Below are 17,759 nucleotides of genomic sequence, written 5' to 3' on the forward strand. Positions count from 1 at the left end.
TCTACCGGGCGAGGCGGAGGAGCGGGCAGTGCGCGCGGCGGAGGGAGCCGACGGCGGCTCAGGCCCCGCCGTCGATCACGCCGGGCACGATCTCGAACTCCAGCCCGGTGGCCCGGAGGTCACGGGCGCGATCGGCAAGGGTGTCCGCCGCGACGATCCGCACGACCCCGTGCCCTGCGGCGCACCGGGCGGCCACCACCCGCGCGACCGCGTCGGCGGGCAGGGTCGACCCGACCTCGATCACCTCGACGTCGTCGTCGATCTCCGCCAGCAACCCCGGATCGGCCGCACCGTCCACGACCAGAACGTCCGCGGCGTGGATGAAACGCCGGGCGCGGACGGTGAGGAGGTCCCCATCGCCGCACCCGCCGACGAGGACGAGCCACCCGGCCTCGGGGCGACGACGGGCGCGCAACCCCGCCGGTGCGGTGGCCAGCGACCTCGCCACGTGACGACCCACCCGCACCGAGCGGCGGGGGTCCGACGAGTCCACAGCGATGCGGACGAGTCCCGCCGGCGTCGCCACCGCCGTCCGTGCGGGCACCCGCACGGAGCCGAGTGCCGCGTCCCCGGCGGCCACGCACCAGATCCGGCGCTGCTCGCACAGGGCGGCGACCTCGGCGTCGACCTCCGGGTCCCCGGTGGCGACGTGCACCATCCAGGGGGTGTCCAGGTCCGAGGCGCGGAAGTTCCTGGCGACGACGACGAGCTGGGCACCCGCCCGCGCCGCGAGGTCGGCCATCGCCGGGTCCACGCGAGGGGCCACGACCCGGACCACCGCCCCGGCCTCGAGGAAGGTCTCGGCGCGGCGGACCGACACGGGCCCCGCGCCCACCACCAGCACCTCGCGCGCGGACAGCCCCACCGTCAGGGGGAGGCCGTCCAACGCGGGTGCCGCCGGCCGCTCGGCCGCGGGGGCGGCGTCAGCGAACGCGATCGTCACAGGTGGATGCCGCACTCGGTCTTGGAGGAACCGGCCCAGCGACCTGAGCGCGGATCCGCTCCGGCTTCGACGCGGTGGGTGCACGGCTCACAGCCTATCGACGGGAAGCCGTCGTCGAGCAGGGGATTGAGGAGGCACCCGTGCTCCTCCGCGTAGGCGTGGACGCGATCCAGGGTCCACGCCACGAGCGGGTTGATCTTGATCATCGAGTGCTTGGCGTCCCACTCCACGATCGCCGCTCCGGCGCGGTGGTCGGTGTCCACCCGGCGCAGACCGGTGATCCACGCCTCGTATCCGGACAGCGCCGCGTCGAGCGGCTCCACCTTGCGCAGGCGGCAGCACAGCTCCGGGTTCGTCTCGAACGGGCGCGGGCCGAGCGCGGCCTCGTGCTCCTCGCGGCTCGCGGGGCTGCGCACGTCCACGACGTTCAGGCCCGGTGTGGACGCGAGGGCGTCCCGGACGCCGATGGTCTCCGAGAAGTGGTACCCCGTGTCGAGGAAGAGCACGTCCACTCCCGGGGCGTACTGCGCGGTCATCTCCGGCACCACGGTGTTGGCCATCGAGCAGGCCACGGCGAGGGCGTCGCCGAAGGTCTCGCCCGCCCAGGCCAGGACCTCGGCGGGGTCGACCTCGCCGTGGTGGCCGTAGAGCCCGCGGTCGTCGAATCGACGCGCCGCGTCCTCGGCGATGGCCTTGAGTTCCTCGGTGGTCCGACGCCGGCCGGGGCCGGGGGTCAGGACGGTGCTGCGGGGCAGCAGATCGAGTGCGACTGCGGTCATACCAGAACCTCCTCCTCCACACGGTGGGCCCACTCGGCGAACGTCTCGCCGCTGGCACCGGTCTCCATGTACTTGCGGATCACGCGCTCCACGTAGTCGGGCAGGTCCGCGGACGGCACGCGGAGTCCGCGGACCGTGCGGCCGAGCCCACCCGACTCCTGGTCCTGGGAGGCCAGGCCGCCACCGAGGTGGACCTGGAAGCCCGGGGTGTCGCCGTCGAGCAGCTGGCCCTTGAGGCCGATGTCGGCGGTCTGGATGCGCGCACAGCTGTTGGGGCAGCCGTTGAGGTGGATCGACAACGGCGTGCGCAGGGGCGCGTCGTCGGCGAACCGGTTCTCGAGCTCGCCGATCAGTGCGGTGGCGGTGTCCTTGGTGTCGACAAAGGCGAGCTTGCAGAACTCGATGCCGGTGCACGCCATGGTGGAGCGGCGGAACGAGCTCGGGCGGGCGTGCAGCCCGATGGCGGCCAGTCCCTCGACCAACTCCTCGACCTTCTCCGGCTCGACGTCCAACACGAGCAGCTTCTGGTGCGGGGTGAAGCGGACCCGGTGGGAGCCCGCGGCCTCGGCGAGGTCGGCGACCTGCGAGAGCTTCTCGCCGCCCACGCGCCCGACGGTGGGGGCGGCGCCGACGTAGAAGCGGCCGTCCTTCTGCTCGTAGACGCCCACGTGGTCGCCCGAACCCACGCCACGCTCGGGGGCGGGGCCGTCCGGGAGCTCGCGGCCCAGGTACTCGTCCTGGAGGACCTGGCGGAACTTCTCGGCACCCCAGTCCTTGATGAGGAACTTGAGCCGGGCGCGGGTGCGCATGCGCCGGTAGCCGTAGTCGCGGAAGATCCCCACCACGCCGGCCCACACCTCGGCGGCCTCCTCCTGGCGGACGAACACGCCGATGCGGGTGGCGAGCTGCGGGTTGGTGGACAAACCGCCACCCACCCAGAGGTCGTAGCCCGGGCCGAGCTCCGGATGCCGGACGCCCACCAGCGAGATGTCGTTGATCTCGTGGACCACGTCGAGGCTCGGGTGCCCGGTGATGGCGGACTTGAACTTGCGCGGCAGGTTGGAGAACTCGGGCGTGCCGATGTACTTGGCCTTGATCTCGGCGATCACCGGGGTCGGGTCCAGGATCTCGGACTCGGCCACGCCGGCGACCGGGCTGCCGAGGATCACGCGCGGGCAGTCACCGCAGGCCTCGACCGTGTCGATCCCGACGTCCTCGAGCCGCTGCCAGACCTCGGGCACGTCCTCGATGGCGATCCAGTGGTACTGGATGTTCTGCCGGTCGGAGATGTCCGCGGTGCCGCGGGCGAAGTCGGTCGAGATGCCCGCCAGTACCCGCAGCTGGTCGGTGGTCACCGCGCCGCCGTCGGTCCGGACCCGCATCATGAAGTACTCGTCCTGCAGCTCGTCGGCCTCGAGCTTGGAGGTCCGCGAGCCGTCCAGCCCCTGCTTGCGCTGGGTGTACAGGCCCCACCAGCGCATCCGACCCGAGAGGTCGTCGGACGGGATGGAGGCGAACCCCTCCTTGGAGTAGGTGTCGAGGATCCTCTGGCGCACGTTGAGCGCGTCGTCGGTGAGCTTGAACTCCTCGTTGTGGTTGAGCGTGAGCTTGCCGTCGATCTTCCACTGGCCCTGCGGCTTGGGGGCGCGGGCGGGACGAGCGGGGCGGGCGGCGGCGTCTGTACCGGTCATGTCCGCGAGGGTAGCGGTCGACAGACCGGTCTGTCTAATGTCGCACGGCGGACTCCGCCCCCGCACTCGCCCCACCCGTCGGCGGCGCAGGCCCCACCCACGCGATCAGCCGCCCCCCGCAGAGGGAGGCGGCTGGTAACCAGATCGCCGTACGGTCGGTCAGACCGGCGGCATGATGGTCGACCCCAGATCCTCGGCGACACCGAACACGGTCCACCAGAAGACCTCCACGATGTGGACCGGGAGGAACGTCAGGGTGTCGACGAGCGTCGACCCCGTGTCGGTGGCCAGACTGCCCGCCGCGCCGACGGTCGACCCGGCGAACTCGAAGAGACTGCCCCACATGATGAACTCCTTCCAGAGCGGCCCTGGTCAGCCCACCCCTTGGACTACATCTCGGTCGCCCTGACCCGATCATAGGACGATCCTCATTAAGTGGAAACCCCCCAGCGAGGCACTTACGAATATGCTGAGTAGCTTTACTCGAGAGGCAAGTTTGTGGAAACGCCCGTGGATCGTCAGTACCGTGAATGACGTACCCCGCTAAACCGTGGGGCTCCACCTCTCGAAAGGACACCACATGTTCTCTGACTTCTGGGACTCCCTGGCCGCCGGTTCCTCCGAACTCGTCCCGAACGTCGGCTCCGCCGCGATCGACGGACTGCTCGGCCTGCCCGCGTACATCCTCGAGACCCTCGGTGGCGGCGCGGAGCTCTTCGGCTCCTGATCCCCAGCGACGCACGCCCCGGTGGTCCGCCACCGGGGCGTTCGCCATTTCGCGGGGTGTGACCGCGCAAGGCCTGTCATCGCGCAAGGTCTGTCACAGTCCGCAGAACTCGAACCAGGTGTCGACCTCCCGCCGGGCCTGCTCCCTCCCCAGGACGTAGGCCTCGGCGAGTCGGTCGACCCTGCGCTCGTAACTCCGTATCAACACCCGCTCCGGACGGAACACCACCGCGTCGCCAGACTCCTCGAGAGCCTCGATCTCGTCGAGCGTCTCGTTGTAGAGCGCCCACCTGTGCAGAAGGGCCTCCCCCACCGCCGGGAACCGCCGGAAGTACGAGCGGTAGAACGGGGTCAGTCGACGCGGCGGGATCTTCCGGTATCCACTCGGCTGGGTCAGCACCACCAGAAATCTCTCGTATCCGGCCTCCCGCGCTGCGGAGAGCGGGATCCCGCCGTCGCGGCCCAGCGCCCCGTCCACGTAGTACTCGCCGTCGATCAGCACCGGCGGCATCCACACCGGCATCGTCGAGGACGACCTGACCATCCGCATGAGCTCCGGCATGCTTGAGGCGTCCTCCTCGGTCCAGAAGACCGTCGCACCGTCCGAGCACCGGAACGTTCCGATCCTCGCGGCCGTCCCGCTCCGGGAGAACGTGTCGAAGTCGTACGGCAACACCTGGTCCGGGAGACCGGTCTGCTCGTAGATGTATTCCGCGTTGAACAGCCCCTTCCCGCGGGCGAAGCTGCGCCAGTCGCCGAAGTTGGGATCCGCCGCCAATTCGACGAAACTCTTCCGCGCCCGGACCGGTTCACGGGAGAGATAGTTGGCCACGTGCGTGGCTCCCGCGGAGATCCCCGCCGCCATGCCCCCGTGGATGCCCGCGTCGATGAGCGTCTCCACGACCCCCGCCGTGTGAACCGCCCGCATACCGCCGCCCTCGAACAGAACGGCGACATCCGCAGCGGTGGGCGATAAGTCGGTCACGACACCCAGGGTAAATCGCCTCGTCACTTCAGTGATGATCGACTACCGTCTCCGAGGTGAGCGCAATCGCCGACTTCATCGCATCCGTCAACGATGTCTATTGGTACGCGGTCATCGCGCTCCTCGTCATCGCCGGTCTGTACTTCTCCTTCACGACCCTGATCGTGCAGATCCGGATGTTCCCGGAGATGTTCAGGACGATCGTCGAGAAGCCCTCGGACATCGAGCCGGACAAGAAGGGCATCTCCGCCTTCCGCGCCTTCACCGTCTCCGCCGCGTCCCGCGTGGGCACCGGGAACATCGCCGGCGTCGCCATCGCGATCACGGTCGGCGGGCCCGGTGCGGTGTTCTGGATGTGGATGTTGGCGATCATCGGCGGCGCCACGGCGTTCATCGAGTCCACGCTCGCCCAGCTCTACAAGGTGCGGGGCAAGGACTCCTACATCGGTGGCCCCGCCTACTACATCCGTGACGGACTCGGGTGGAAGCGGGTGGCGGTCGCCTTCGCGGTGATCATCACCCTGACCTACGGCTTCGTCTTCAACGCCGTCCAGGCCAACTCCATCTCCGCGTCCGTGCGCAACCAGTTCGGCCTCGAGGGGCTCGGGTCGGGCCTGCTCATCGGCGTCGTGTTGGCCATTGTGGTGGCCGCGGTGATCTTCGGCGGCATCCGGCGGCTGTCGGCGGTCACCGAGATCGTGGTCCCGCTCATGGCGATCGCCTACATCGTCGTCGCCCTGGTGGTCGTGGCGATCAACATCACCGAGGTCCCGGAGATGATCTCGCTGATCGTCGGCCACGCTCTGGGCTTCCGCGAGGTCGCGGGCGCGGCGATCGGCGCGGCGATCATGCAGGGCATGCGGCGTGGCCTGTTCTCCAACGAGGCCGGCATGGGCTCGGTTCCCAACGCGGCCGCCACCGCATCCGTCTCCCACCCCGTCAAGCAGGGACTGGTGCAGGCCCTCGGTGTCTACTTCGACACCCTCGTCGTCTGCTCGGCGACCGCGTTCATCATTCTCCTCGCCAACCCGGACTTCGGCGGCGACCGCGAGGGCATCACCCTCACCCAGGATTCCCTGGCCTCTCAGGTCGGCGACTGGGGCGTGCCCTTCCTGATGGTCGTCATCTTCTTCCTGGCCTTCTCCTCGATCCTCGGCAACTCGTACTACGGCGAGGCCAACATCCGGTTCCTCCGCGAGAGCCCCATGGCGCTGCGGGTCTTCCGCGTCCTGGTCGTCCTCGCCGTGCTCGGAGGTTGCCTGGGGTCCGTCGACCTCATCTGGAACATGGCGGACCTGTTCATGGGCGTCATGGCCACGATCAACCTCGTCGCGATCATCCCGCTCAGCGGGCTCGCGGTGGCGCTGCTGCAGCACTACCTGCGACAGAAGGCCAAGGGCCACAACCCCGTGTTCCACCGGGACGACCTGCCCCAGGCCCGGAACGTCTCGACCTGGGACGGCTCCGATCCGATGACGCACCAGCACGTCGCCGACGAGGCGCGGGACGTCGAGCCGAAGGAGTGATCCGCCCGGCGCCACCCGGGCACTGCCCCGCATACGAGCGCTACGCCGCCCTGCCCAAGGCGCACCTGCACGTCCACCTCGAGGCCGCCATGCGCCCCGGGACGATGCGCGAGTGGTGCGCCGAGGACGGCGTGGAGGTCCCGCCGCTCGTCGACTTCCCCCACTTCACCGGCTTCCTCGACGCCTACGGAGTGCTCATCTCTCTGCTGCACACCCCGGAGCGGCTCGGCCGACTGCTCGACGAGGTGGTGGCCGACGCCGCCGCCCAGGGCGTCGTGGCGCTCGAGTTCGCCTCCATCCCGGACAAGTCGGCCGCCTTCGACTCGGCCGAGGAGGCCCTGGAGTTCATCCTGCCCGCCGCCTCGGCCGCCGGCCGGCGCCACGGGGTGTGGACCGGTGCCATCGTGAGCATCGACCGCGGGGCCGGGCCCGGGCACGCACTGGAGGCCGCCGGGCTCGCGGCACGGTTCGCGGAGCGAGGTGTCGTGGCCGTGGGCCTCGTGGCCGACGAACGTGGCAACCCCGTGGCCGACGCGGCGGAGGCCTTCGCGATCGCCCGCGAGGCCGGTCTGGGTGTCGTGCCGCACGCCGGCGAGCTGGCCGGACCGGAGGAGGTGAGGTCCGCACTCGACCTGGGCGTCGACCGGATCCAGCACGGCGTCCGCGCAGCGGAGGACCCCCGGGTGGTGGCGGAGCTCGCCGCCAGCGGGGTCTGTCTGGACGTCTGCCCGAGCTCGAACGTCATCCTCGGCGTGTATCCCACGCTCGCCGAGCACCCGCTGCCCACACTGCTGGACGCCGGGGTGCGTTGCTCGATCGGTGCCGACGACCCGTTGCTGTTCGGAGTCGACGTGGTGGACGAGTACGTACTGGCGCACGAGCAGATGGGCATACCGGACGCGGGTCTCGCGGGGTGCGCGCGGGCGTCGATCGACTCGTCCTTCGCTCCCGCCGATCTCAAGCGCGGCGCCCTGGCAGGGGTGGACGACTGGGAACGCGAGGCCGGGCAGCTGCCCGGGTGACCCCGACCACGCTCACGTCAGGGGTGATCGTCAATGCCGCTCAGGCGCCGCGGCGGATCCGGTCGGCCGCGAGGATCATCGGCACCTGCAACGGCAGTCGACCCCACGCGATCGCCTGGTAGGGCCACACGGGCTTGCGGCGCCAGGCCCGCACCATCTGGATGTTCCCGGGCAGTACCCCCACGAACAGCGCCACGGCCGCCGCCCCACCGAGCGCGCGGGTCCGCGGGACGGCCAGCAGCGCCGCCACGGCCATCTCGGCCACGCCAGATCCGTAGGTCCACGCCCGGGCGCTGCCGGGCAGCTCCGGCGGGATCAACCCGTCGAATGGGCGGGGCGCCACGAAGTGCAGGGCGCCCATCGCCCCCAGAGCGGCGGGCATGGACCAGTACCGGACGGCGCGTGCCGTGTCTTTGAGTGCCGTGTCGTTTCCCATTCGCCCGACACTACGGCCCCCCGGGGAGGACCGGTGGTCGACGACACGTCCTCACCGGAGGTTCGGCAGCACCTGCTCCCCGATCAGCCGCAGCGACTCCCACGCGGCGTCGACCGGCATCCCGCCACACAGCGGGTGGCTGGCGATCAGGCCCAGTTCGCGCGCCCGGACCCGCTCGACGAGCTCGTCCGGGGTGGCCACCAGGTACACCCCCTCGGCACGCAGGTCCTCGACCGAGCGCGCGTCGGAGTGCACGAACGAACTCCGTCCGGGCCCCATCTGCCAGGCGCGGTAGGCCTCCGCGTCGGCGAGCAGGTGGCCGCCGTACCGCTCCCAGAAGGAGTCGGGGTCGTGGGCGCAGAACACCGCGGCGGGTCCGGGGACCGGGGCCACGACCAGTCCGGGCTCGTGCCCGTTCGCGCGGCATTCGGCGCGGTAGAGCTCGGTGAGCGCGGGATCGTCGAGCTGGGGCTGGTAGTGCATCCCGAGCCGTCCCGCCCGCCGCGCGGCCGCACCCCCGCCACCGAGGAAGACCAGCGGATACGGCGACGAGAACGGCTTCGGTGTCACCGCCGCGCGCCGCGTGCCGTCGACCGGATCGTCTCCGACGGGCTCCCCCGCCCACGCCGCGAGCAAGGTCTCCAGTTGCCGCTCGAGGCGAGCGCCCCGCCCCTTCCAGTCCCGCGAGTGCATCGCGTACTCGACCGGCCGGTAGCCGAGGCCGAAGGTGAAGCTCACCCGTCCGGATGCCACGTGGTCGAGGACGGCGATGTCCTCGGCCAGTCGGATGGGGTCGTACAGGGGCGCGACGAGTGCCCACACCGCGATCTGGATCCGTTCGGTCACCGCGGCGACCGCCGCCGCCGCGATGAGCGGCGAGGGGAGATAACCGTCCTCCGACCCGTGGTGCTCGGAGAGGTTGACGGCGTCGTGGCCCGTCTCCTCCGCGTATCGGGCCATGTCGAGGGCTGCGCGGTAGCGATCCCGCCGCTCGGCCGCGTCCGCCCCGGGCGCGCGGAAGTCGAAGCGGGTGACGACGTAGACCATCAGAGCCCGGCACCCGCGCGGGAGTCGGCGAGCACCGAATAGGACGTGCCGCGCTCCTCCCGCTCCCACCAGGTGTCGCCGCCACCGGTGCCGCCCACGCCGTCCTCGATCAGCTCGCGCTTGAGGACCTTGTTGGTCGCGGTGGTGGGGAGCGCGTCCGAGACCCGCACCCAGCGCGGCCACGCCTTGGGCGAGAGGTCGGGCTGGGCGGCCAGGAACTCCTCGAGGCCGGCGGGGTCGAGCTCGCCGTCGTGGCGTATCACCACGGCCACGGCGAGCTGGTCCCCGACGCCGCGGGGGTCGGGCAGTCCGTACACCGCCGCCCGGGAGACCGCGGGATGGCGGAGGATGATCTCCTCGACGATGCCGGCTGCCATGTTCTCCCCGTCGACCCGCAGCCAGTCACCGCTGCGACCGGCCATGTACACGTTGCCGTCCACGTCCCGGTACGCCAGGTCGCCCGACCAGTACATCCCGTCCCGCATCCGCTCCGAGGTGGCCTGCTCGTTGTTGTAGTAGCCGGCGAAGAAGCCCGCGCCCTCGGTGTTGACCAGCTCGCCCACACACTCGTCGAGATTGGCCACCGCCCCGTTGTCGTCGAACACCGCCCGGGGGCACTCGGTCGCCGTCGCCGGGTCGTACACCGCGACCCCCGGGAACGGCTCGCCGATCGACTCGAGCGGTGAGTTCTCGGTCCGGACCACGATGATCGCCAGTTCGGTGGAGCCGTAGGCATCCCGGACGGTGCAGCCGAAGCGCTCGGCGAACGCGGGGATGTCCTTGGCCGCCGCCTCGTTCCCGAAGGCCGCACGGAGCGTGGTCTCGGCGTCGTCGGGGCGGGGCGGGGTGTCGAGAATGTACGCGAGTGGCTTGCCCACGTAGTTCATGTACGTGACCCCGTACCTGCGGATGTCGTCGCCGAAGCGGGTCGCGCTGAAGCGGCGGGCGAGCGCCATGGTGGCGCCCACGGCGATCGCGGGCGAGAAGCCTCCCATGATGGCGTTGGAGTGGAACAGCGGCATGGACAGGTACAGCACGTCATCGGCGGTGAGCTCGAAGGACGGCGCGAGCGCCTCCCCCGACATGGTGACCGTGAAGTTCCCCACCCGGACCGCCTTGGGGTCGCCGGAGGTCCCCGAGGTGAATATGAGCATGAACGGGTCGCCCGCGTCGGCCGGCGGGAGACCCGCCGACGGTTCGGACGAGGCGACCGTGGCCGCCCATTCGTCCGAGTCCGTGTCGATGATCGTGACGTCCCCCAGGTCCAGCCCGTCGAGCAGGGGCGCGAGCTGGGAGTCGGTGAGCAGGAGCTGGCAGTCCGCGCGTCTGATGTCGCGGGCCAGTCCCTCGCCGCGCCGGGTGGCGTTGATCCCGGCGACGACGATCCCGCCGAGGGCGCCGGCGGCGAGTGCGTAGAGCATCTCCGGGGTGTTCTCCAGGAGCGTGCCCACATGGCGAGGTCGGGAGTCGTCGAGCATCGCGTCCAGGGCGCCGGCGCGGCGGTCGGCGCCCGAGACGTACTCACGCCAGGTGACGGTCAGGTCCTCGTAGCGGATCGCCGGGGAGTCGGAGTCGGCGTGTCGGCGGAGTTGTTCGCGAACGGTGTCGGCCATGGGGATCCTCGGAAGCGAGAGAAAGGTGTGACTCAGATCACAGCGAGTTGAGCTGACACTCGTCAGGAAAGTCCGACCGTCGATCGCCCCGCGACTCCCGTCCCCTTCCTGTCCGCCCGGAACTGCCTGGCCGTGACCCCCCACCACCGGCGCGCGTACTGACTGAACGTCGTCACGTCGTCGAGCGCGAGGGCCGAGGCGATCTGATAGAGGGGGATCTCGGTGGTGGCCAGCAGGCGGGCGGCCACATCGCGGCGCGCCTCGTCCCGGATCGCGGTGAACGAGGTGCCCTCGCCGGTGAGGTGCCGCTGCAGGGTCCGCGGGGAGACCGAGAGGAGCCCGGCGACGTCACCGAGGGTCGAGGTCCCGGTGTCGAGGGACCGCAGCAGCAGTGCCCTGGTCCGCTCGCTGTAGGTCTGGTCTCGCGCGGGGCCGTGCTGGTCCAGGTAGCTCAGGGCGAGCTCATGGGCCATCAGGTCGCCGCCGGTGATCTCCCGGCCGAGGAGCACGGCGGGGACGCGGAGCATCGCGGCCGTCGCGAAGGGTCTGGCCGGGGCGGCGAAGAGCTCCCGGTAGCGGCCCGGTGCCGTGTTGAGCGCGTTCGGCAGCTCGACCGACAGCAGTCCGTACTCTCCCCCGAGGAGCGCGAGCATGGACCGGTGGAGGAACAGCAGGACCAGGTCGACCGCCTGGGGCGGCAGCGCGGCCGCGTCGTCGCGGTAGCCGAACCGCACCCCCAGCACATCGGGGTCCCCCTCCGGATCGGCGACCACGGTGATCTCGAGCGAGCGGGCGTGGAAGAAGAGATACTTGGAGGTGATCTCCAACGCCCGGGTGGTGGTCGGAGCGTGCCGGATGGCGGCGGCCACGGGTCCGAGCAGTCCCAGATCCTGGCGCAACGCCACCCGCAGGCCGAAGTCCGGACAGCGCAGTTCCACCGCCGCGGTCTCGAGGAGGAGCCCGATCGCGAGGTCCTGCACGAGGATCTCGTCGCTGTCCAGGGCGCCGCGCGGCAGCCCGCAGTGCAGCGTCAGGTCGTCGGCGTCGCCCCCGAGTTCGTCGATCACGGCCCTGACGCCCCGCAGTCCCGCAGATCGCACATATGCCACGGGGAACACTGTCGGCCGAATGGCGCGATAGAGCAACCTCTTGGCGTATTACGGCAACTTATCGAGGCAGATCGGCGCTATCGTCCTCTTCATGACAGCCTCAGCTGACCGCCGCCCCCCGGCCGGCGCACCCGAGAACCCGCTGGACCTCCTGATCGTCGGCGCCGGCATCTCCGGCATCGACCTGGCGCACCACGTCCGCAACGCCTTTCCCCACTGGTCGTGGGAGGTCCACGACGCCCAGGACGACCTGGGCGGGACCTGGCACACGTTCCGCTACCCGGGCATCCGCTCGGATTCGGACATGGCCACGTTCGGATTCCCGTTCCGCCCCTGGCCGCACTCGTCGACCCTCGGGCAGGGCGAGGAAATCAAGGAGTACATCCGCGACACCGCCCGGGAGTGCGGAGTCCTCGAACGCCTACACCTGGGCTCCTGGATCCGGAACGCCGACTGGCACGGCGAGAAGGGCCTGTGGAAGGTCACGAGCGTCCGGACCGAGAACGGGACCACCAGCGAGCGCACGGTGTGGACCCGCCGTCTGCACTTCGGCGCCGGGTACTACTCCCACTCGGCCGGCTTCCGGCCCGACTTCCCGGGGGAGGAGGCGTTCGCCGGTGAGATCATCCACCCCCAGCACTGGCCCGAGAACGTCGAGTACGCGGGACGCAAGTTCATCGTGATCGGCTCCGGCGCCACCGCCGTCACCCTCGTTCCGGCTCTCGAGCAGCTCGGCGCCGAGGTCACCATGCTCCAGCGCACCCCGAGCTATGTGGCCCCGCTCCCGGAGAAGGACATCATCAGCGCCGTGTGGAAGCGCGTCCTGCCGACGCAGGCGGCCTACCGCGCCGCCCGGTTCACCCACGGCGCCCGGGACATGGCGCAGTACATCGTCGCCCAGCGGTTCCCCTGGGCGTTCAAGCAAGGGCTGCGGACCCTGCAGGGCCGCTACATCTCGCGTGCACAGATCAACGAGCACTTCACACCGTCCTACAAGCCCTGGGACCAGCGGGTGTGCAAGGCCCCGGACGGGGACATCTTCCGGGCGATCCAGCGGGGCGCGCGGGTGGTGACCGGGCACATCGACACGTTCACCGAACGTGGGATCCGCCTGAGGTCCGGGGTGGAACTGGAGGCCGACGTCATCGTCTCCGCCACCGGCCTGGAACTCGAGGCGTTCGGCGGCGGAACCCTGAGCATCGACGGCCGCGAGCTCAAGCCCGAGGACCTGACCACCTACCGCGGGATGATGCTCGGCGGCGTGCCCAACCTCAGCTTCACGGTGGGGTACGTCAACGCCTCCTGGACGCTGCGCGCGGACATGGTCTCCCGGTACATGGTCAAGCTGTGGCGGGCCGGGGAGAAGAACGGGGAGAAGATCTACGCACCGATCCCGCCGCAGGAGAAAGGGGACCGGCCACTGTTGGACCTCGACGCCGGCTACGTCCGACGCGGCGTGCACAAGTTCCCCCGACAGGGCACCGCCCGGCCCTGGACCTACGTGCAGAACTACCTCGCCGAGATCCCCGAGCTGACCTTCGGTGACCAGCGCCGCGACATGGCGTTCGACGCACAGATCCCGCAGGAGGCCGTCCGATGACCCGCCGCATCCTCATCACCGGTGCCGCCTCGGGGCTGGGCTTGGCGCTCGCCCGCGAATACCTCGCCGGTGGGGACGACGTCATCCTCACCGACCTCCACCCGGAGGCGCCGCCCGCCGTGCGCGAGCTCGGCGGACAGTGGAGCTACCTGACGCTCGACGTGACGAACGACGACGACTGGGCCGCGGCCGCGCTCGCCGTCGACAGGTTGGACATTCTCATCAACAACGCGGGGATCGCGGTCGGCGGACGACTCGACGCCACGTCCATGGACACGTGGAAGCGCATAGTGGACATCAACCTTCTCGGCGTGGTCCGCGGGTGCAAGACAATGGTCCCCAAGCTCGGCCGCGGCGGGCGGGTCGTCATCACCGCCTCCGCCGCCGGCCTGGTGCACGCTCCCTCCATGGGGGCCTACAACGCGACCAAGGCGGCAGCGGTCGCCCTGGCGGAGACGCTCGACGCCGAGCTGCGGCACCGCGGCATCTCCACCTCCGTGATCTGCCCGCTGTTCTTCCGCTCGGGCCTCGCGGATTCGTTGTCCGGGGATGACCCCAAGGCCGACGAGGCAGCCCGCATGCTGCTCTCCAAGACGCCGCTCACGTCGGAGAAGGTCGCCGCGCGGTCGGTCCGGGGCATCCAGGCCCGGCGGGTGGTCATCACCCCGGACGCGCTGAGCACTCTCACGTGGTACACCAAGCGGTTCACCCGGATCCCTTTCCTGGCGGGGACCCGTCTCATCGGCCGCGTGGTCGAACGGCAGGGTTAAGCAGCCTTTTGAGCGGCAATATCGGGGTTCAGTGTGTGGCAGATTGTCCCATCTCCTCCGCGTAGCGGGGCGCCAGCGCCTCCATCTGCTGCATGACTAGCTGGATGGCCTCCGGCTGCTTGTCCGGTGGGTATTTGTACTTACGCAGGGTCCGCTTAACCGATGCGCGGAGTTTGGCTTTGACGTCCTCACGGACCGTCCAGTCGGTTCGGATGTCGCGGCGCATGGTGGCGACGATCGAGCGGGCGATCTCGGCCAGCACGTCGTCGCCCAGGACGTCGACCGCGGACTCGTTCAACGCGACCACGTCGTAGAACGCCAGCTCGTAGCTCTCCAGCGGCGGTTCGAACCGCTGTCCGCGGTCGGCCTCGGCGCTGACCTCCTTGGCCAGCTCGACCAACTCCGCGATCACCTCGGCGGCGGTGAGCTGCTGGTTGGTGTAGCGCACCATCAACTCGTTGACGCGCTCGGAGAACAGCCTGCGCCGCACCTCGTTCCCGTAGGTGACCTTCGCGGCCTCCTCCAGCAACGTCGCCTTGAGCGCCTCGATCGCCAGGTGGGCCTTGGAGGGCTTCTGCGCCTCCTCGACCCACTGCGGGGTGAGCGTGTCCAACCGCGGAAGCGGCAGTCCGGCCTCGCGGTAGATGTCCACGACTCCGGTACTCGCGGCGGAGTCAACGATCAACTCGCCGAGAATGCGCTTGATCTCGTCCGGAACCAGTTCTCCGGCGCCGATCTTCTGGTGCGCGTCGAGCTTGAGCATCCAGACGCGGGCCTCTTCGACGAACCGCACCTCGGGCCGGACCGTCTCGAGGGAGTCGTTCCCCGCCGCCAGCGCCCACGCCCGCGCGAGCTTGGCCGAAAGGTCGCGGAAGCGGTCGGCGAGAGGGCGCGCGTCCGGGTCGTCGTCGTCGCGGTTTCCCGGTGTGCCCGGCGACCGCAGGCGGGTGACCACGGTGAGCAGCGCATCACGCCAGCCGGTCTTGGCGTTGGCGTGCCACTGCGCCTTCCACTCGTCACCGACGAGCTCACGCACGCCCGCGAGCAGGTCGAGCACGATCTGCGCGGCCTCCTCGGAGGTGCGGCCGACGAGCCGGTCGCCGCCCTGCGGGGCCTCGCGGGTGAACTCCTCCAATGCCTTGGAGAGGTTGTCGGTGAGCGGCGCGTAGCCCACGAGCAGCCCGTCCTGCTTCCCCCGGAAGGTGCGGTTGACGCGGGCGAGCGTCTGCATGAGCAGCGCGCCCTTGAGCGGCCGGTCCACGTACAGCGTGTGCAGCGCCGGGGCGTCGAAGCCGGTCAGCATCATGTCCTTGACGATGATCAGCTCGAGCTCGTCGTCGGGGTTCTTCACCCGCTGCTTCACCGCGGCGATCGCACTCGGACGACGGAGATGCCTCGTGACGTGCTCCTCGTCGCCCGGGTCGGCTGTGTAGACCACCTTGACCTTGCCCGTGTCGTCGGCATCGGAGTGCCAGTCAGGGCGGAGGGCGACGATCTCCTGGTACAGGTTCGCGGCGATGGATCGGGTGGCGCAGACGATCATCGCCTTGCCCGGGACACCGAGGAAGGGCCGCATGGCGTCGCGGCGGGTTTCCCAGTGGGTCACCAGGTCGGCGGCCAGGGTGCGGATGCGCTCGGGGGCGCCGTAGACAGTGTCGAGCTTGGCCACCGCGCGCTGGAGGCGTTCGGCGTCCGCGGCATCGAGGCCGCTCAGTGCCTCCTCCGCGGCGTCGTCGAGCGACTCGTCGTCCACGCCGGGGAGGCGCGCCAGGCTGATCAGCCGTGGTTCGTAGACCACGGGGACCGTGGCGCCGTCCTCGACCGCCCGGTGCAGGTCGTAGACGTCGATGTCCGCGCCGAAGACTCGGCGGGTGTCGCGTTCGCCCTCGGTGATGGGGGTCCCGGTGAAGGCGATGAGGGTCGCGTGCGGCAACGCACTCTTGAGGTGCGCGGCGTAGCCGTCCAGGTTGTCGTAGTGACTGCGGTGCGCCTCGTCGGCGATGACGACGATGTTGCGCCGGTCCGAGAGCAGCGGGTGAGTCGCTCCGGAGTCACGTTCGGACTTGCTCAGGCCGAACTTCTGCAGGGTGGTGAAGTAGATGCCACCCGAGCGGCGGTCCGCCAGCTGCGTCCGCAGATCGTCGCGGGTGCGGACCTGCACCGGCTGCTCTGGGAGCAGGTCGGAGATCTGGAAGCCGTCGAACAGCTGGGAGTCCAGCTCGGTGCGGTCGGTGATGACGATGACCGTGGGGTTGGCCAGGCGCGGGTGCCGCATGATCTTGGCGGTGTAGAGCTCCATCTCCATGGATTTGCCGGAGCCCTGGGTGTGCCACACGACGCCGGCCCGGCCGTCGGAGTCCACGGCGCGGACGGTGGCACCGACGGCTTTGGTGACGGCGAAGTATTGGTGGGGCTTGGCGATGCGTTTGATCAGGCCGGACTCGGTGGCGTCGAAGGCGGTGAAGTCGCGGTGGAGTTGGCCGAATCGTTCGACGTTGAACACGCCGTCGATGAGGAGGTCGAGTTCGGTGATGGGTTCAGCGGAGCCGTCGAGGGTGGTGAGGGGGGCGATGCGGCGGCCGTCGTCGTCGACGTTCCAGGGCGCGAAGTGGTTCCACGGGGTGAACGGCGTGCCGTAGCGGGCGGAGAGGTCGTCGGTGGCGACGACGACGACGGCGAAGCGGAACGCCATGGGGAATTCGTGGAGATAGGTGCGCAGCTGGTTGTACGCGAGTTCGGCGGTGGCGTTCTTGGCGCCCGGCTTCTTGAGTTCGACGATCGCGAGCGGCAGTCCGTTGACGTAGGCCACCACGTCGAATCGTCGTTCGTGTTCGCGGCTGCGGACCGTTACCTGGTCCACGGCGTAATACCGGTTGCGCGAGGCGTCGGCGGACAGGAAGCGGATGACCGGGGCGACCTCGCGGCCTTCGTCGTCGATGTAAGTCAGGCCCTTGTAGCCGTCTAGCAGGATGTGGTGGAGCCGGTGGTTCTCGGTGACGGCGTCCTGCGACTTGGGGGTGGTCACCTCGGCCATGGCCTGCTGGAGGTATTCCTCGGGCACGTCCGGGTTGAGGTTGATCAGCGACTGCAGGAGGGTGCCCCGCAGGACGATGTCGTGCCACGAGTCGCGCTCCCCCGAGCCCGGCGCGAGCGATGGCCCCGAGCGGTGCTCCCATTCGCGCTCGGCGAGGGCGTCGAGGATGCCCTGCTCGGCTTGAGCTTCGGACCAGCCTGTCGTCATCGTGTCCCCTCCACGTCAGAGCGGCGGGAAGCGTGGCCTGACATGAAAAAAACCTGCCCCCAGAGGGGGCAGGTGGTATGCCCCCATAGTAGCTCGTCCGCGGCGGCCGGACAAGTGACGCAGGGCCGAGCTGTTCGGCGAGAAGCCGGTGGCTGGTCCGTCACTGTATGCGTCACTGCACTCACCACCACTGACGTTCAGTGACCTACAGTGACCAACACTGACGGGTAGACACTGAGCCGCCTCCGGGGTGCCGCCGGTCGACCACGGG

The 17,759-nt window shown here is 69.9% G+C and carries 15 protein-coding genes; 5 read left to right on the forward strand and 10 right to left on the reverse strand.

Annotated features, from left to right (window positions below):
* Positions 1 to 58: 58 nt before the first annotated feature.
* The 4 genes from CEY15_RS06065 to CEY15_RS06080 all read right to left on the reverse strand — a co-directional run bounded on the left by CEY15_RS06065 (position 59) and on the right by CEY15_RS06080 (position 3,758).
* On the reverse strand, positions 59 to 943 hold the full coding sequence (locus CEY15_RS06065) for an NAD(P)-dependent oxidoreductase (RefSeq protein WP_095717707.1): 885 nt from the start codon (positions 941 to 943) through the stop codon (positions 59 to 61).
* Positions 940 to 1,722: a phosphoadenylyl-sulfate reductase gene (locus tag CEY15_RS06070; protein WP_017837640.1), complete on the reverse strand. Its 783-nt coding sequence runs from the start codon at positions 1,720 to 1,722 to the stop codon at positions 940 to 942. The genes CEY15_RS06065 and CEY15_RS06070 overlap by 4 nt, the downstream gene beginning before the upstream one ends.
* The gene (locus CEY15_RS06075) at positions 1,719 to 3,413 is read right to left on the reverse strand and encodes a nitrite/sulfite reductase (RefSeq protein ID WP_095717708.1); all 1,695 of its coding nucleotides are present in this window, start codon (positions 3,411 to 3,413) and stop codon (positions 1,719 to 1,721) included. The genes CEY15_RS06070 and CEY15_RS06075 overlap by 4 nt, the downstream gene beginning before the upstream one ends.
* 159 nt (positions 3,414 to 3,572) lie before the next feature.
* Positions 3,573 to 3,758, reverse strand: a complete 186-nt coding sequence (locus tag CEY15_RS06080) for a hypothetical protein (protein ID WP_095717709.1) — start codon at positions 3,756 to 3,758, stop codon at positions 3,573 to 3,575.
* A gap of 235 nt (positions 3,759 to 3,993) precedes the next feature.
* Between CEY15_RS06080 and CEY15_RS18435 the strand changes: the two genes are divergently transcribed.
* Positions 3,994 to 4,140 carry a hypothetical protein gene (locus CEY15_RS18435; RefSeq protein WP_176475032.1) on the forward strand — a complete coding sequence of 49 codons (147 nt, stop codon included), beginning with the start codon at positions 3,994 to 3,996 and terminating at the stop codon, positions 4,138 to 4,140.
* Between the two features lie 93 nt (positions 4,141 to 4,233).
* On the opposite strand, the gene CEY15_RS06085 is transcribed toward CEY15_RS18435, so the two are convergent.
* Positions 4,234 to 5,124, reverse strand: a complete 891-nt coding sequence (locus CEY15_RS06085; RefSeq protein WP_245847315.1) for a patatin-like phospholipase family protein — start codon at positions 5,122 to 5,124, stop codon at positions 4,234 to 4,236.
* A 56-nt stretch (positions 5,125 to 5,180) separates the two neighbouring features.
* Between CEY15_RS06085 and CEY15_RS06090 the strand changes: the two genes are divergently transcribed.
* On the forward strand, positions 5,181 to 6,650 hold the full coding sequence (locus CEY15_RS06090; RefSeq protein WP_095717710.1) for an alanine/glycine:cation symporter family protein: 1,470 nt from the start codon (positions 5,181 to 5,183) through the stop codon (positions 6,648 to 6,650).
* Positions 6,647 to 7,672, forward strand: a complete 1,026-nt coding sequence (gene add, locus CEY15_RS06095; RefSeq protein ID WP_095717711.1) for an adenosine deaminase — start codon at positions 6,647 to 6,649, stop codon at positions 7,670 to 7,672. The genes CEY15_RS06090 and add overlap by 4 nt, the downstream gene beginning before the upstream one ends.
* A gap of 40 nt (positions 7,673 to 7,712) precedes the next feature.
* On the opposite strand, the gene CEY15_RS06100 is transcribed toward add, so the two are convergent.
* The 4 genes from CEY15_RS06100 to CEY15_RS06115 form a co-directional block, all read right to left on the reverse strand.
* Entirely contained in the window at positions 7,713 to 8,108 is a 396-nt protein-coding gene (locus tag CEY15_RS06100) for a DoxX family protein (protein WP_017837650.1), read from the reverse strand.
* 51 nt (positions 8,109 to 8,159) lie between these two features.
* Positions 8,160 to 9,155: an LLM class flavin-dependent oxidoreductase gene (locus CEY15_RS06105; protein WP_095717712.1), complete on the reverse strand. Its 996-nt coding sequence runs from the start codon at positions 9,153 to 9,155 to the stop codon at positions 8,160 to 8,162.
* A complete protein-coding gene (locus tag CEY15_RS06110; protein ID WP_095717713.1) occupies positions 9,155 to 10,768 on the reverse strand; it encodes an AMP-binding protein in 1,614 nt (537 codons plus the stop codon). The genes CEY15_RS06105 and CEY15_RS06110 overlap by 1 nt, the downstream gene beginning before the upstream one ends.
* Positions 10,769 to 10,830: 62 nt before the next feature.
* Positions 10,831 to 11,877 (reverse strand): AraC family transcriptional regulator, encoded by a 1,047-nt coding sequence (locus CEY15_RS06115; protein WP_176475033.1) that lies wholly within the window; start codon positions 11,875 to 11,877, stop codon positions 10,831 to 10,833.
* 91 nt (positions 11,878 to 11,968) lie between these two features.
* Between CEY15_RS06115 and CEY15_RS06120 the strand changes: the two genes are divergently transcribed.
* Positions 11,969 to 13,477 carry a flavin-containing monooxygenase gene (locus tag CEY15_RS06120; protein WP_095717714.1) on the forward strand — a complete coding sequence of 503 codons (1,509 nt, stop codon included), beginning with the start codon at positions 11,969 to 11,971 and terminating at the stop codon, positions 13,475 to 13,477.
* A complete protein-coding gene (locus CEY15_RS06125; protein ID WP_095717715.1) occupies positions 13,474 to 14,247 on the forward strand; it encodes an SDR family NAD(P)-dependent oxidoreductase in 774 nt (257 codons plus the stop codon). Before CEY15_RS06120 ends, CEY15_RS06125 begins: the two co-directional genes overlap by 4 nt.
* A 28-nt stretch (positions 14,248 to 14,275) precedes the next feature.
* Here the strand turns inward: CEY15_RS06125 and CEY15_RS06130 are convergent, their stop codons facing one another.
* Positions 14,276 to 17,488 carry a type I restriction endonuclease subunit R gene (locus CEY15_RS06130; protein ID WP_095717716.1) on the reverse strand — a complete coding sequence of 1,071 codons (3,213 nt, stop codon included), beginning with the start codon at positions 17,486 to 17,488 and terminating at the stop codon, positions 14,276 to 14,278.
* Positions 17,489 to 17,759 lie beyond the last annotated feature (271 nt).

It is taken from the genome of Dietzia natronolimnaea (assembly GCF_002289575.1).
In the GTDB taxonomy this organism is placed as follows: Bacteria; Actinomycetota; Actinomycetes; order Mycobacteriales; family Mycobacteriaceae; genus Dietzia; species Dietzia natronolimnaea_A.

Coding starts and splice junctions, on each gene's coding strand:
- CEY15_RS06070 (WP_017837640.1), bottom strand. CDS start 1,722: ATGACCGCAGTCGCACTCGATCTGCTGCCCCGCAGCACCGTCCTGACC.
- CEY15_RS06075 (WP_095717708.1), bottom strand. CDS start 3,413: ATGACCGGTACAGACGCCGCCGCCCGCCCCGCTCGTCCCGCCCGCGCC.
- CEY15_RS06080 (WP_095717709.1), bottom strand. CDS start 3,758: ATGTGGGGCAGTCTCTTCGAGTTCGCCGGGTCGACCGTCGGCGCGGCG.
- CEY15_RS18435 (WP_176475032.1), top strand. CDS start 3,994: ATGTTCTCTGACTTCTGGGACTCCCTGGCCGCCGGTTCCTCCGAACTC.
- CEY15_RS06100 (WP_017837650.1), bottom strand. CDS start 8,108: ATGGGAAACGACACGGCACTCAAAGACACGGCACGCGCCGTCCGGTAC.
- CEY15_RS06105 (WP_095717712.1), bottom strand. CDS start 9,155: ATGGTCTACGTCGTCACCCGCTTCGACTTCCGCGCGCCCGGGGCGGAC.
- CEY15_RS06110 (WP_095717713.1), bottom strand. CDS start 10,768: ATGGCCGACACCGTTCGCGAACAACTCCGCCGACACGCCGACTCCGAC.
- CEY15_RS06120 (WP_095717714.1), top strand. CDS start 11,969: ATGACAGCCTCAGCTGACCGCCGCCCCCCGGCCGGCGCACCCGAGAAC.
- CEY15_RS06125 (WP_095717715.1), top strand. CDS start 13,474: ATGACCCGCCGCATCCTCATCACCGGTGCCGCCTCGGGGCTGGGCTTG.
- CEY15_RS06130 (WP_095717716.1), bottom strand. CDS start 17,488: ATGACGACAGGCTGGTCCGAAGCTCAAGCCGAGCAGGGCATCCTCGAC.